Origin of the sequence: Microbacterium sp. MTN4-26, from assembly GCF_042846595.1 — a bacterium.
GTDB classification, from domain to species: Bacteria; Actinomycetota; Actinomycetes; order Actinomycetales; family Microbacteriaceae; genus Microbacterium; species Microbacterium luteum.
This window is the reverse complement of sequence record NZ_BTGO01000001.1, coordinates 43,253-56,277: the sequence shown is the minus strand read 5'-3', so window position 1 is coordinate 56,277 and position 13,025 is coordinate 43,253. Positions and strand designations below refer to the sequence as shown.

General features: G+C 69.4%; 17 protein-coding genes. 3 read left to right on the top strand and 14 right to left on the bottom strand.

All coding sequences use genetic code 11. From position 1 onward, the window contains the following. The first annotated feature begins 171 nt into the window (after nt 1-171). Entirely contained in the window at nt 172-678 is a 507-nt protein-coding gene (locus tag ACGG9C_RS00305; protein WP_390178070.1) for a hypothetical protein, read from the top strand. 102 nt (nt 679-780) lie between these two features. On the opposite strand, the gene ACGG9C_RS00300 is transcribed toward ACGG9C_RS00305, so the two are convergent. From ACGG9C_RS00300 to ACGG9C_RS00270, 7 genes are all read right to left on the bottom strand, one after another. After that, nucleotides 781-1,077, bottom strand: coding sequence for a hypothetical protein (locus ACGG9C_RS00300; RefSeq protein ID WP_390178069.1), 297 nt, complete (start codon nt 1,075-1,077; stop codon nt 781-783). After that, nucleotides 1,074-1,259 (bottom strand): hypothetical protein, encoded by a 186-nt coding sequence (locus ACGG9C_RS00295; protein WP_390178068.1) that lies wholly within the window; start codon nt 1,257-1,259, stop codon nt 1,074-1,076. The genes ACGG9C_RS00300 and ACGG9C_RS00295 overlap by 4 nt, the downstream gene beginning before the upstream one ends. After that, nucleotides 1,256-1,681, bottom strand: a complete 426-nt coding sequence (locus tag ACGG9C_RS00290; RefSeq protein ID WP_390178067.1) for a hypothetical protein — start codon at nt 1,679-1,681, stop codon at nt 1,256-1,258. Before ACGG9C_RS00290 ends, ACGG9C_RS00295 begins: the two co-directional genes overlap by 4 nt. Then, the gene (locus ACGG9C_RS00285) at nt 1,671-2,063 is read right to left on the bottom strand and encodes a hypothetical protein (protein WP_390178066.1); all 393 of its coding nucleotides are present in this window, start codon (nt 2,061-2,063) and stop codon (nt 1,671-1,673) included. Before ACGG9C_RS00285 ends, ACGG9C_RS00290 begins: the two co-directional genes overlap by 11 nt. After that, nucleotides 2,053-2,835: a hypothetical protein gene (locus ACGG9C_RS00280; RefSeq protein ID WP_390178065.1), complete on the bottom strand. Its 783-nt coding sequence runs from the start codon at nt 2,833-2,835 to the stop codon at nt 2,053-2,055. The genes ACGG9C_RS00285 and ACGG9C_RS00280 overlap by 11 nt, the downstream gene beginning before the upstream one ends. Beyond that, a complete protein-coding gene (locus ACGG9C_RS00275) occupies nt 2,832-4,883 on the bottom strand; it encodes a bifunctional DNA primase/polymerase (protein ID WP_390178064.1) in 2,052 nt (683 codons plus the stop codon). Before ACGG9C_RS00275 ends, ACGG9C_RS00280 begins: the two co-directional genes overlap by 4 nt. Nucleotides 4,884-5,226: 343 nt before the next feature. Continuing rightward, nucleotides 5,227-5,361 carry a hypothetical protein gene (locus tag ACGG9C_RS00270; protein WP_390178063.1) on the bottom strand — a complete coding sequence of 45 codons (135 nt, stop codon included), beginning with the start codon at nt 5,359-5,361 and terminating at the stop codon, nt 5,227-5,229. An 894-nt stretch (nt 5,362-6,255) separates the two neighbouring features. On the opposite strand from ACGG9C_RS00270, the gene ACGG9C_RS00265 reads away from it, so the two are divergent. After that, a complete protein-coding gene (locus ACGG9C_RS00265; protein WP_390178062.1) occupies nt 6,256-6,420 on the top strand; it encodes a hypothetical protein in 165 nt (54 codons plus the stop codon). 86 nt (nt 6,421-6,506) lie between these two features. Here ACGG9C_RS00265 and ACGG9C_RS00260 read toward each other — a convergent pair whose 3' ends face one another. The 5 genes from ACGG9C_RS00260 to ACGG9C_RS00240 all read right to left on the bottom strand — a co-directional run bounded on the left by ACGG9C_RS00260 (nt 6,507) and on the right by ACGG9C_RS00240 (nt 10,653). Further along, nucleotides 6,507-6,728 (bottom strand): hypothetical protein, encoded by a 222-nt coding sequence (locus ACGG9C_RS00260; protein ID WP_390178061.1) that lies wholly within the window; start codon nt 6,726-6,728, stop codon nt 6,507-6,509. A gap of 17 nt (nt 6,729-6,745) precedes the next feature. Next, entirely contained in the window at nt 6,746-8,266 is a 1,521-nt protein-coding gene (locus ACGG9C_RS00255) for a recombinase family protein (protein WP_390178060.1), read from the bottom strand. Nucleotides 8,267-8,280: 14 nt separating this feature from the next. Continuing rightward, nucleotides 8,281-9,735 carry a YifB family Mg chelatase-like AAA ATPase gene (locus ACGG9C_RS00250; RefSeq protein WP_390178059.1) on the bottom strand — a complete coding sequence of 485 codons (1,455 nt, stop codon included), beginning with the start codon at nt 9,733-9,735 and terminating at the stop codon, nt 8,281-8,283. Nucleotides 9,736-9,871: 136 nt separating this feature from the next. Continuing rightward, entirely contained in the window at nt 9,872-10,234 is a 363-nt protein-coding gene (locus ACGG9C_RS00245; RefSeq protein WP_194385126.1) for a YraN family protein, read from the bottom strand. Nucleotides 10,235-10,329: 95 nt separating this feature from the next. Then, the gene (locus ACGG9C_RS00240; protein ID WP_071043217.1) at nt 10,330-10,653 is read right to left on the bottom strand and encodes a DUF2469 family protein; all 324 of its coding nucleotides are present in this window, start codon (nt 10,651-10,653) and stop codon (nt 10,330-10,332) included. A 129-nt stretch (nt 10,654-10,782) separates the two neighbouring features. Between ACGG9C_RS00240 and ACGG9C_RS00235 the strand changes: the two genes are divergently transcribed. Then, nucleotides 10,783-11,463 carry an alpha/beta fold hydrolase gene (locus tag ACGG9C_RS00235; protein ID WP_228481009.1) on the top strand — a complete coding sequence of 227 codons (681 nt, stop codon included), beginning with the start codon at nt 10,783-10,785 and terminating at the stop codon, nt 11,461-11,463. Nucleotides 11,464-11,477: 14 nt separating this feature from the next. Here ACGG9C_RS00235 and ACGG9C_RS00230 read toward each other — a convergent pair whose 3' ends face one another. Continuing rightward, entirely contained in the window at nt 11,478-12,137 is a 660-nt protein-coding gene (locus ACGG9C_RS00230) for a ribonuclease HII (protein WP_194385125.1), read from the bottom strand. Next, a complete protein-coding gene (gene lepB / locus ACGG9C_RS00225) occupies nt 12,134-12,922 on the bottom strand; it encodes a signal peptidase I (RefSeq protein WP_194385124.1) in 789 nt (262 codons plus the stop codon). The genes ACGG9C_RS00230 and lepB overlap by 4 nt, the downstream gene beginning before the upstream one ends. Nucleotides 12,923-13,025 lie beyond the last annotated feature (103 nt).

Genomic DNA, 13,025 nt, shown 5'->3' with positions numbered 1-13,025 from the left:
GGCACGTCCGATGTCGTCGAGGCCGAGGCGCGGCCTGCCCGCGAGATCCGCCAGACTCCACGCGACGCAATAGGTAGCGTCAGGACGTATGTCGTTTTCACGTGCCGCAGCGTCCGTCGGAGCGTCGGAGCGATCCCCTACATTGGGACTTCAAATCCGAAGGGGGACAACATGACCGACGCTCCGAATGAAGACACGAAGCCGAAGTACCGGATCGAAGACGATCCCGACGAGCCCGATTGGAGCGATCTCCTCTCGCCTGACTACGGGCTGGAAGACGTACTCGACCACACGCTAGGAGCAGGCGACGAGGCAGAAGACGCTGAGATTAGCCTCACGATCGTTCTTCAAGGCGTGCTCGTCAGCGGCAGAGCCATTACACGCCGCGCATGGGTCGACGGTATGACCGCGATCGGTGGGGACAAAGAAGGCAGCGTTGCGAACGCCTTGAAGAAGCTCTGGTCCAGCGAAATCGACGCGGGAAAGAAGATGCGCGCTCGACGTGAAGCGGCTGAGCTCCCTCAGTACGCCCGCCGCCATGTCTACATGAAGGACACGCAAATTCTTCCCGCAGGCGGATCGAGCATCGTCAATGCGGGCTTCTTCCGCGCCAGAATCAGCGAGATCGGCGGATGGACCCTCGGCGTCGCCGCCCCCGCCAATCCCGTGGACGACTGACAAAGGTGAGCCCCCGCGGGGGCGATCCGCGGGGGCTCCACCGCCTGCGACGAGCGGTGCTTCTCGGCGGCTCATCACCCCGCCGAGGGTCTAGGGGTGCGTCTACTTCTCGACGCCGCGCTCGCGGAGTTCGCGTGCCGCGGCCTTGCCGCCGAGCATGTGCGCCCCGGCGATCTCGGATGCCGTCGCCGGTCGTCGGTCGTCGTCAGCGTCTGACGACCCTTCCTCGCGCTCACCGAGATCGCGGGCTCGGGCGAGGAGCGACCGGGCAGCGAGGCGGTCGCGCTCGCTCCACGACCCGCGCGCGAGAAGCCTCTCGGCGTCGCTCATGATGTCGTCGTGGTCAGCGCCAATCCCGAGCCGGGCGGCTGCCTTCTGTGATGCGGTGCGGTCGGTCATGATCCGTTCTCCTTCTGGTAGTCGTCGAGATTGAGTCGGGCATGTAGAAGCGCCATGTCGGCGGCGAAGTAGGCGTCTTTTTCCGGCCACCGCGAGCGTTGCCACGCCTCAAAGGCGCGGTCGCGTTCCCGCTCGGCATAGGCGACCTCGGCTTCGAGTTGCGCTAGTTCGGTCACGGTCACTCCCAGTCGTCGTCGTCGGTGATCGGCAGGTAGCCGATCAGGCCCGGAGGACGTCGTCTGCGCGCCTTGCGCTTTGTGTCGTCCCTCTCACCGTCGGGCGCTGTCCTGGGGGCAGCGGCGACCCTCTCGGCGGCGGCCGTGGCCGTCTCTGCCTTGACCGCGGGGCGATGCCCGGCGTAGAGGTCGCCGGCAATGGGCGCGGCGAGAAGTCCCTCGCGGTCGAGTTCCTTCATCGCCGCCGACAGGTCGCCGCCGCGCTCGATCACCCGAGCGACCCACTTCTTCGCCTTGCGCGCCCGCTTTGCCTCGGCCTTCTCGCTGAGCGGGGCGAGCGGCGCCTGAAGCTCGTCGTGGACGGCGGCGCGGAGAGCGCGGGCTTCCGGCGTCTCGCGGAGTGCCCGCGGTGTGCGCTTACGCGGCATCTTCATCACCCCCACGGAGATTGAGGCCGAGGAGCCGTGAACGCTGCGCCTCGGCCGCCAGCAACACGCGGTAGATCGCCGTGCGCTCACCCTGTGACTGCGCGAGCGCGAGATCGACGTTCGCCTTCCGCACGACGGCGTCGATGCGGTCTTCGACCTCGGTCCGAAGGTGGTCGGCCTCAGCCTCGCCGAGACGGGCATAGGCGACTCTCGCGAGTTCCTGCGCTTCGATCTGGGACACGCCGAGGTGATCGGCGATGGTGCCCCAGTCCTGCCCTTCGCGGCGCATCACGACAGCGCGCAAGGCCCGTTCGACGGCTCGGTCAGCCTCGACTTCGGCGGCGACCGCCACCGCAGCCGCTTCCTTCTTCTTACTCGCCATCATCGTCGCCGATCGAGAAGTCACCGAGGCCCGGGCTCGTCACCGGCTCGTCGACAGTGTCTTCGCCGGGAACGGGCACGACAATGTCGGGCTTCGACTTCGCGGCTCCACGCTGCACGTCGAGGGTGTCCATCGCCTCGCCGATCGCGCTGCCGATGCTGTCGAGCGCACTCGTGACGTACACGTGGGAGTTGTCGACGGCCACGAGCGCCGGCGCGGCGTCGATGCGCGGCTCGGCGAGCCCCCGCAGGCGGAGCCCCGTCGTCAGGCGGTCGAGCAGCCCCAGCACCGACAGATGCTCATCGAGCTCGGCGCCGGCCTTGCGGAGCATCTCCCGTGCGGTGGTGACCCGCAGCACGTCCGCGTCGGCCTGATCCAGCGCGGACGCGCGCCATGCGGCGGCGTGAAAACGGATCGCCTCGACGACGCGCGCGTGCGCCTTGCGCAGGGCGGTGTCGCGGGCGTCGAACTCGATGCGTGCCTCGTCAAGTGCGTCTTGCGCGGCCCGCAGCTTCTTGACGAGCTTCTTCGCAGGCACTGTGCCGCCGTCCTCGGCCGCGTCCGCGGCTTCGGCGTCGATCTCACCGCGCGCACGACTCACGGCCTCGTCAGCGGCGGCCAGGGCGGCGCGCGCATCACGGTGCTGAGCCGCCCGCTTCGCGAACTTCTCGACGGCATCACGCACCGCGGGCACCGGGATCCGGGCCGGGTCCGGGAGCGTGAGCAGGAGCGAAGCGCCCTCGCGGGAGTGGAGGTTGTACGTAGTGGTCATTTCTTCTTGCCCTTCTTCATGGGGTGGGGATTGAGGGAGATCGACGAGACATCGACGCCGGGCGCGAGCGTGTAGCGCCACGTCGTCGTTTCCCGAAGATTGAGGCCGACCGTCGCGACGTCCTCGTCGACCGTCAGAAGGCCGAGAAGGTGCAGTGCCTGTAGCTGGCGATCAACGGTGGAGCGCGGTTTGTCGACGCGCTTGACGACGTCACGGAGCGCTGTCCAGTCGTTCGCTGCGACGTCTTCGAGGATTTCGAGGCGTAGAGGTGGCATCGAGTCGCGCGCTACGCGGATCGCGAGGGCGAGCGCGTCGGGCCGCGCTAGGCCGATCGCCACCGCACCGCGGAAGACTTGCGCGAGTTGCTTCGCGAAGCGGGTCGGCATCTCCGGTGCGTGGGAGTCGATCACGTTCCCGCGATAGTCCACGTCAACAGCTGTGCGAGCGAGGGTGACGAGATCCGCCGCCGCGAGCAGGCGCGCCGACTCGTCGTCGTCGGGGCCGGCCGCCATGAGGTCGGCGCCTTCGAGGACGCCAGCCACGGTCGCCGCAAGCTCAGCGCGCATCGCCTCTTCGCTCCCCGTGTTGCCGATCGCCTTCCGCCCGGCGGCAATACGCCCGACGGACGAATCCATGCGGACCACGACGAAGCGGTCGCCGAAGGCGGCGATCGTGTCCGCGTGCGCGCGGTCCCATGCCGTCGTGACAGCACCGATGACGACGATTCGGCCCTTCCATTCGAGGGCGCGACCGCCGTCGGTGCCGACGTTGCGCACCCAGTGGCCGTCGTACACCTCCCGGAGCGCTGCGAAGACCTGACCGCGGGCGGTGCGATCCATCGAGAGCATTGACGTCACGTCCTTCGGCACGAGGATGCCGCTCGACCCGATCTGGTGCAGCAGTCCCCCGGTCGCTTCCGCTGACCGCTCCCCCTTTGACGTCGCAGACAGAAGCGCGCCCTCTGACGCGATCGCCGAGACGACATGAGCGCCAGCGCCAGCGAGCGACTGGACCGTCTCTGTCTTCGCGTTTCCCGAGCCCGAGACGAGAAGCAACCAGGCCGGGTCACCGTCCATGCGCTCGATGACGGCCGCCGCGAGAACGGCGTCGAGTGCCCCGAGGTCGTAGTCGATGCCGAGCCACCCGCGGAAGGCGTCGTGGCACTCGGCGAGCGACACCGGTGCGGGGCGCTCGGGCTCAGCCGTGCGCGCCCGTTCGCGCTCGCGGAGCGCCTTCTTCTCGGCCTTCGACAGGGCGAACGTCACCGGCGGGAGCCCAAGGCGACGGATGCTCCCAGCGACGGCGAGATCCCATTGGCGGTCGGCGCCAGGCCATCCATCGGAGTAGGTCGCGCGAGCGCTGTCCAGGGCATCACCGACGCCGCGGTGCCCGTTGATGCCAAGCATGACCAGCGCCGCGACGGCGTCGAGCATGTCGGAGTGACTCATGTCCCGCGGCCAGACGTTCGCGAGCGCCTTCCTCACCGCCTTCGACGGCTTCCCGTCGTGCAGCCGGGCACGGAAGGTCGTCTCGTCAGCGCTCGGCGCTCGGTCGCTCTTGCCTGCGCTGCGGCTCGCGGTGAGGAGCCAGTCGGGCGCTGCGGCGACGTCGTCGAGCGTGGCGGGCGGATCGGCGTACAGCACGGCATAGGACTCGCCCGAGCGGCGGTCGATGCCGCTCCCCGCCTCGAAGAGGTCGGCGGCACCGTTGGGCATCTCAATCCCATCGGGCGCGGCGTAGAACGCATGAGAGCCGCCCGAGGGCGTGTCTTGCATCCACGTGGCCGGCAGCGAGTGCCCGAGCCGTGAGAGCGCCGCACGGCCGTCTTTGCCGTCGTGCACGTCGAGGTCGACGATCGCGAGCCCGGAGGGGCCGGCCACGACGGCAGGAAGGGCGTCGGGGTGAGCATCCCACCAGGCGCGGATGACCTTCTTTGACGTGCTCGCGTCCTTGAGGCCGTGGCGGGTGAGCGGGCGCTTGTCCGTGCCGCACGGGATGACGTGCCAGCCGAGGGCGGCAGCAGAGAGCGCGCGATCGGCCGGGCTCATGCGTTTCGCCGCTTCATCGCTTCGGACGCCGCCTCGGCCGCAGCGGTACGCATGAGGAGGATCGCCTCTCGTCGACGTGCCTCTCCTGACGGCCACTGGCGCTTGGGATAGCGACGATCGAGCTCTTCCAGCCATGGCTCAAGCTCTTCGGCGGATGGCTGAGGGGCGCGCTTCTTGAGGGCTGGGCGCCCTTCGGCGGCGCGGCGGTCGCTCTCGCGCTTCCACCGAGCCTCAGCGGCTGTGCGAGCCCGCGCCGATCGTTCTTCCGGCGACATGTTCGCGGCGGCACGGAGCCCGCCGAGGGCGCGACCGCGGAAGGTTGCCGGCGGCTTGCGGTCGGCGCTCATGCCGCACGACCGAGGAGGGTGGAGATCTCAGCGGCGGTGCCGGGAGAGATGGGCGGAGCGGCGTCGACGACGCGCGAGATGATGTCACGTTCGTCGGGAGAAAGCGGAGCGAGTGGGGCTGAGGTAGCCACGATGAGAGGCCCAATCGGTCAGATCCTGAGCACTCCTTTCCCGATTGGGCCGAGTGTCGGATCGACCGGCGATGACCTCCGCCGCTTCCGCGGTGGGCTGCTGCCTTCGAGCCTGTTCTACCGGGCTAGTTCCGCGCGTACCTCCTCGGTGCCACGGTCCCGTTGACGCGAACGTCTGTAGACACGGACACCGTACTACATAGCACCGCGCATTCATGGAAGGGAACCGCGACGGCGTGTCGCACCGCTCATCGACCCTCGCGCACTATCTGCGGAGGTGGAGGAGCCCGGGAGCTTCACCAGATTTGTTGGAGGGGGTACGGGTAGGGCGGTACACGCGAAGACGCCTCTTTCGGGGGTAGGGGGGTTACCCACAAATCTGGTTAGCGTTGAGGCGCAAATCTGGGTCTATTGCTCGTCACGCGCCACACTTAGCAGTGCGTGGGGACGCCCATACCGGGCCGAGAGAGCTAAGAGAGCCCTTCACGCGCAGATAACCTCCGCCACCTCCACCCAGTCGCCCGAACGGGGCGCGCTATCCGCATTTTCTCAGCGGAGTTATGTCCCGCGTATCAATGCGAGCCGGTGCGCTCGGTCAAGGTGTGACCTCGTCATCGACCGGCCTGAGTGCCTCTTCCGTGAATCGGCGCACCTCTCCGTCGTCGGTGAGGACTAGACACGTGTCGACGCGCGGCGCCGAGGGCATCGGACCAACCTTGACGGCGTCCTGTAGCGCGGCGCTAGTGAACGGGGCCGCGATCACACCCACGACGCCGCTTCGGCTGACGACACGCTGACCAACTGTGAACACGGCGGCTCCCTCACCAGTAGCTGACGAGCCCGAGCCTAGAGCTAGGCGTCGCGCCAGCGCGAGAGCCCGCTACGCTCGGCCGCATGGACGACGACCTCGACGGCGCGCAGCCGCGTTGCCCTTCGTGCGGTGTCCTCATGCGCGACGAGCGCGACGGCTTCCGCTGCCCGGCGTGCGCCACGCTGGTCGCCTTCGACGCCGCTCCCCCGCCGCCCACCTTCGACGGCCCCAGCATCCGCGGCGGCTAGTCCCTACGGAATGAGCAGCAGCCCGGCGAGCGCGAAGATGAGCCCCGCGGCGTAGAGGATGCGAGCCCAATCGCTGAGAGTCACGACTACTTGAGCGAGCCCGAACGCCGGATCTCTTCATCGGAGCCGAACGCCGCGAGCGAGTCGCGCGTGAAGTGACGAACCTCTCCGCTCTCCAGCAGCACGGCGAACACCTGGATATTCGGGTCCGCGCCGTCAGTGTGAATCGTGTAGGCCTTCCGGTCGACGCCGAGAATCCGGCCAGGTGTGCCGTCGGGAAGGGTGACAGGAGATCCGATCGCGAGCATGAGCCCGAGCCTAGAGCTCAGCGCCAGGTGAGGTCTAGCGTCGCCTCGGTGTGCGCCAGTCGCGCCGCCGCGTCGCGTGGTGCGCGTGAGCCCTTCCCTGGCGACCGCATCTCGATCGCCAGGAGCGCCCGCACGATCGCTCTCTGACGCTCGATGTCGAGGGCCTGCCACGCTTCGGCCACGGCGGCCCACCGCGCGTCGTAGGCGTCGCCTGCGTGCTCGGCGTGAGCCACGACGTCGCCGAGAACATCGACGCGGCCGCGGTCGGTCATCTGCGCTTCGAGCGCTGCCATTTCGGCCCGGAGATCCCGAAGCATCGCCTCGGCCTTCGCGAGGGTGGTGTGACCGCCGGCCACGAGCGCGAGCACGTTCGCTTCGCCCTGTTGCTTCACGAGCAGCTTCTCCCGAAGGGTGGCGGCATCGGGTGCGTCTTCGCGTCGGAGGATCTTCTCGGCGGCGTCAGGGCGTGCGAGCCGGTCGAGGACGACGTGTGTGATGAAGTGGTCGGCGTCGTCGCGCTTGCGGCTGAGGTGCGGCGACTCGCTGCACCGGTAGGAGCGGATATCGCGAATGACGCCTGCCTTCATCGCTCCCCCGCACACCCCGCACGTCGCGATCCCGGATAGCAGGGTCTTCGGCATCGCGCCGGGGTTGCTGCGTCGCACCGGATCGGCGAGGAGGTCGCGGGCAGCTGCCCACGTCTCGGGAGTGACCAGCGGCTCCCACGAACCGACGGGGAGGTCGGCAAGGCGCAGGTTCTGCTGCGCGCTGTGACCGCTGACGGCTGTTCGCGGCGGGGCGATCAGCGCGGCGTTCCGGGGGTTGGCGAGCACGTTTCGCACGCTGTACGCCTCGAAGGGGTGCCCGACGGTCGTCGTGAGGCCGTCTTCGTTCCAGACACGGGCGATCGAGCGCAGCGTCGCACCAGCGAGCAGCATCGCGTATCCGCGCCTCACGGCGGTCGCCTCGGGCTCGAAGGGCTCGTGGCCGTAGTCCGGCCATTCGCGACCGTCTGCGGCGACCCGCGCCGGCCACTCCGTCGACGCCCCAGCGCGCAGCTTCGTGTACCCGAACGCCCGGCGACCGCTGGCGGGAAGAAGTCGCTCTCGGCGGTGCGCGTTGGCTCGCTTCTGCCGCTCGCTCTTGCGCTGTACCTCGAAGCGCGCGAGCCCCGCAGCGAGAGTCGCCCTGAACTCGCCGTCAGCGGTCGCGAGGTCGATCTCGCCGTCGACGGTGGTGATCTTCGCGCCGACGTCGATGAGGGTGACGAGGTCACGGATGCCGCGCAGGATGCGGTCCTGGTCAACGGCGACCACGACGTCGTAGCGCGACGCCTTCGCGTCCTCGACGAGCCGATGCCACGCCGTGCCGCTGCCGCGCGGCTTCGAGGCCGACACGTCGTTGTCGACGTACTCGCCGACGATCTCCCACCCCCGGCGCTCGGCGAGATCGCGGCATCGCCCCCGCTGTCGGTCGATGCCTTCGGAGCGGCCCTCGCGGTCCATCGACTGACGAAGGTAGAGCGCTGCGCGTGTCATGACTTAAGTATGTCCTAGCCCGAACTTGTTACGCGCAGCACGCGGTCGTAGGCGCGGAGCGTGAGCGCGCCACGCTGCAGCGCGATGTCGAGCGGCCGGCGAGCTGCAGCATCCGGCGCAGCCGGGCCCTCGCGCAGCCACGGTCCGGCGACCTGCGCGTTGCGCCGCCACTCGGTCTCCCGAAGCCGGTGCGCCGCCCGGTCTCGCGCCTCGCGCACCCGCTCACGCGCCGTCTCGGTGCTCATCCCCTCACCGCTCGCGCGCCGCTGCGCCACCGAGACGCGGCGCAGGGTCAGTTCGATGTCGATGCGGTCCAACAGCGGTCCCGAAAGGCGCTGCAGGTAGCGACGGATCGCCATCGGCGGGCATGTGCACGACGAACCCGGAATGCCGTACCCGCCGCACGGACACGGGTTGGTCGCGAGGACGAGTTGGAAGCGCGCCGGGAAGCTCGCGACCGCTCCCGACCGGTGGATCTCGATCTCACCGCTCTCCAGCGGCTGTCGAAGCGCGTCCAGCGCGTGACCGCTGAACTCGCCCGCCTCATCGAGGAACAGCACCCCCTCACTCGCTCGTGCCACGGCGCCCGGATGGATCACGCGACTTCCACCTCCGACGAGGGCCGCCGAGCTCGCGCTGTGATGCGGGGCTTCGAACGGCGCTACGCGCGGAAGCGACCGGATGGTTCCGCCTCCCAGTGAGCGGATCGATGCGACAGCCAGCGCCGCCTCGTCGTCCAGTGGAGGCAGGATCCCGGGCAGCCGTCGGGCGAGCATGGTCTTGCCCGCTCCGGGCGGCCCCGTCATGAGGAGATGGTGGCCACCCGCGGCTGCGACGACGAGCGCTTCCACCGCGTCGTTCTGGCCGATGACGTCGGCGAGGTCGTGCCGGGCATCGGAGCGCACGTCGTCGGTCGGGCGCCCGTTCGCCACCGGCTCGCAGTCGGGGACGTCCACCCCGGCGCCGTGGAGGGCAGCGACCTCCGCGAGCGTCGTGGCAGCGCGCACCTCGATACCGTGGACGAGACGCGCCTCCGGGCCGTTCGCATGCGGAACCACCACGCGGGCGAAGCCGGCCCGCGTGGCCGCGACGACCGCGGGCAGCACCCCCGGCACCGGCCGCAGCCGCCCGTCGAGTCCCACTTCGCCGACGTGCACCGTGGCCGAGACCGACCCCACATCGAGATCGGTCTCGGTCGCGATCGCGGCGACGGCGATCGCGAGGTCGAACGCCGATCCGTGCTTGGGGAGGTTCGCCGGCGACAGGTTCACCGTGAGCCGCCGTCGAGGCAGGGGCAGACCGCTGTTCTCGCACGCGTTGTGCACGCGACGCGACGCTTCGTTGAGAGCCTTGTCGGGGAGCCCGATGATGCGCATGTCGGGCGTCTGATTGGACAGGTCGGCCTCGACCTCGACGATCGAGCCGACCGCCCCGTTGAGGGCGACGGCCCAGGTGCGAGCGACGGTCATGCCGGGACCGGCGGGCGGAGGGAGGAGCGTGTCATGCCCCGAGACTGCGCCCTCGCGACACCGGCCGCGGAGCGAATCTGCTCGGCCGTGCATGAACGGCCTCGTGACGAGGCTGGGGAGGGCAGGACAGGAACGGTCAGCGCAGATCGCGGAGATGCTCGATACGTGCACGGCCCGGAGGGGAACCCGTCACGCCGATCACATCCGTCCGAAGGGCGAGCCCCCGGGACGGCTCCGGATGGGCCGCCGCCCACGCGCGCCCCAGGCGCCAGAGGCGACTCCGCTTGCGCTCGTCGATCGCGTCGAAAGGATGCCCGAATCCGGTGCTCCTGCGCGTCTTCACCTCGACGATGACGAGTTCGCCCGCCTCGCGGGCCACGATGTCGATCTCGCCCTGCCCGCAGCGCCAGTTGCGATCGAGAACCACGAAGCCGAGCGCGACGAGATGATCGTGCGCGGCCTGCTCACCGGCACGCCCGAGGTCGTCCTTGATCGCCATGAGACGACCCTGTCCGCCTCAGGCATCGCCGCGCGGCACATCCGGGCGATCTGTGGACGGACCGGCGGACTCACAGGCCCCGCTCCGCCCGGAAGTCAGCTGTCGAGGGAGAGCTCGTCCGGCAGCCGGAAGTCCCGTCGCGTCAGCTCTTCGACGTTGACGTCCTTGAAGGTCAGCACCCGCACGGACTTGACGAAGCGGTCGGCGCGATAGATGTCCCACACCCACACGTCGGTCATCGTGATCTCGAAATAGAAGTCGTGCTCGCTGTCGCGGCGCACGACGTTGACGTCATTGGCGAGGTAGAACCGCCGTTCCGTCTCGATGACGTACTGGAACTGGGAGACGACGTCGCGATACTCCTTGTACAGGGCAAGCTCGAGTTCGCGGTCGTAGTCCTCGAAGACTTCGTCATCCATGATCCCCCCATCCTACGGTCGTGACGGCCGCGCCGAGACCGCGCGATCACGTGGTCCGGATCATCAGGTCGATTCCCGTAGCGTGGTGTGCGCGGCACATCCCGCACCCGCTGAAAGGACTCCATAACCGTGGCTGAGACCGAGATCTTCGAACCGGACGGACGCGCCGTCCCCTACGCCGACGACCACGGCGACGGACCGGCTCTCGTGCTCCTGCCCGGCGCCGGACTCCGGCTCGGCTATCTCGGCCTGCTGGCGGAGGCCCTCGGCGAAGAGGACTTCCGCGTGGTGAGGATCGGCTGCCGCCGGCCGAACGACGCCGTACCGGCGCCGACGCTCCACGATCTCGCGCAGGACGTCGTGGACGTGATGGATCACGTGGGCATGACACGGCCGTGGGTGGGCGGACACGGGTTCGGCGGCACCGTCGCGCGGACGGTCGCCCTGAACCATCCCGCGCGTGCCGCCGGCGTGCTGCTGCTCGCCGTCGAGGGCGAGGCGCCCGTGGAGGTGTCCCCCACGTCCGAGATCCCCGAGAACGCCTACGACCGGGAGCGGATGGCTCTGCAGCGCGCCGCCCGCGCCGCGTCTGCGGAGATCGGCGCCGCGACTCTCGCGCCCGGGATCCCGGTGCTCGCTCTCCAAGGGTCAGCCGACCGCGTGATGCCTCCGGCGAACGGCGAAACCCTGCGCGCCGCGGCCCCGGAGCGGGTCAGCCTCGTGACGATCGACGGCGCGGCCGACCTCTTCCCCCTCACTCACGTCGGCGAGACGGCCTGGCCGATCGAGGACTACCTCGACTGGGACTGACGTCCCGGCGCGGCTCAGAACAGGGTCGGAGCACTCGCGATGGACCACGACGCACGATGGTGGGGGCTCATGCCGTGCCGGCGGATCGCCTCCCGGTGATCGGGGCTGGCGTAGCCCTTGTTGCGCGCCCAGTGGTAGGCGGGCAAAGCGTCGTGCAGCCCGGTCATGAGACCGTCACGGGCCACCTTGGCGATGACCGAAGCCGCCGCGGCGCTTGCGCAATCCCGGTCTGCCTTGATCACCGGTGTGACCGACAGGCCGGCGCCTCCGGCCGGGGTGATGTAGTCGTGATTGCCGTCGAGGATCACGATCGCCTCCTCGGGGACGACCCCCTGGGCGCGCAGATCGCCGATCGCGCGCAGCGCGGCGAGGCCGAGCGCGCGGATGATCCCGACCTCGTCGATCTCCGCCGCGGTGGCCCATCCGACGGCGTTCGCCGACACCCACGATGCAGCGCGCGCCGCCACCTCGGGCCGGCGAGCCTCGGGGACGAGCTTGGAATCCCGCAGCCCCTCCGGCACGCGTCGACGAGAGCGCCCCGCGTCGACCACGGCGGCGCCCACCGCCACCGGGCCCGCGAGCGCTCCGCGACCGACCTCGTCGCACGCGATCACGAGCGCGTGCTCGCGCAGCAGCCGCCGCTCGAGCGTGAGACGAGGAACGGCGACGGTCACTCGACCGACTCCTCCTCGTCGGCCGCGGGCTCGTCCGGAACCCCCGCGAACACCTCGTGGTGGAAGTCGAGGGTGCCGAGCCGATCGAACGGCCACGTAATGAGGAACGCCCGACCCACCAGGTTCTCCAGCGGCACGAAGCCCTCTCCCGGCTGGTCCTGGTTGTAGCGGCTGTCCTTCGAGCGGTAGCGGTTGTCGCCGAGCACCCACAGGCTGTCCTCGGGAACGACGACATCGAAATCGTCGGCGGACGCGGGCGAATCCGGCGTGGGCAGCTTCAGGTAGGTGGTCTCGTCGATGGCGACCCCGTTGACGGTGATCTGGCCGACGTCGTTGCAGCAGACGACCTCGTCGCCGGGCAGACCGATGATGCGTTTGACGAGGTGGTCATCGCTGTCGGGCGCCGCCAGTCCGATGAGCGACAGCAGCCACTCGCCCATGTCCACGAGCATCCCTCGGTCGGGTGCGTCGCTCGGGGGAAGCCACCCGCCGGGGTCGGCGAAGACGACGACGTCACCGCGCTCGTACTCTCCGAACCGGGGCGTGATCTCATCCACGAGGATGCGGTCGTCGATCTCGAGCGTGTCCTCCATCGAGCCGGAGGGGATGTAGAACGAGCGGACCAGGAAGGTCTTGACGAGGAACGACACCAGAAGCGCGACGAGGATGATGATCACCACGTCACGCAGGAAAGTCAGCCAGCCTCGCCCTCGCGACCCCGAGCGATCGGCCGGCGCTTCCTCGGGTGCCCCTGACGGCGGCGTCCCGGTCTTCTCGGTCGTCATGTCGCTCTTTTCCCCTCCGCGCCGCCCTCGCGGACGGGTTCTTCCAGGTTCGCACATCTCCGCCGGTCGCGGGTGCCGTCGGAGCCCGCGCGTCGCCGCCGAA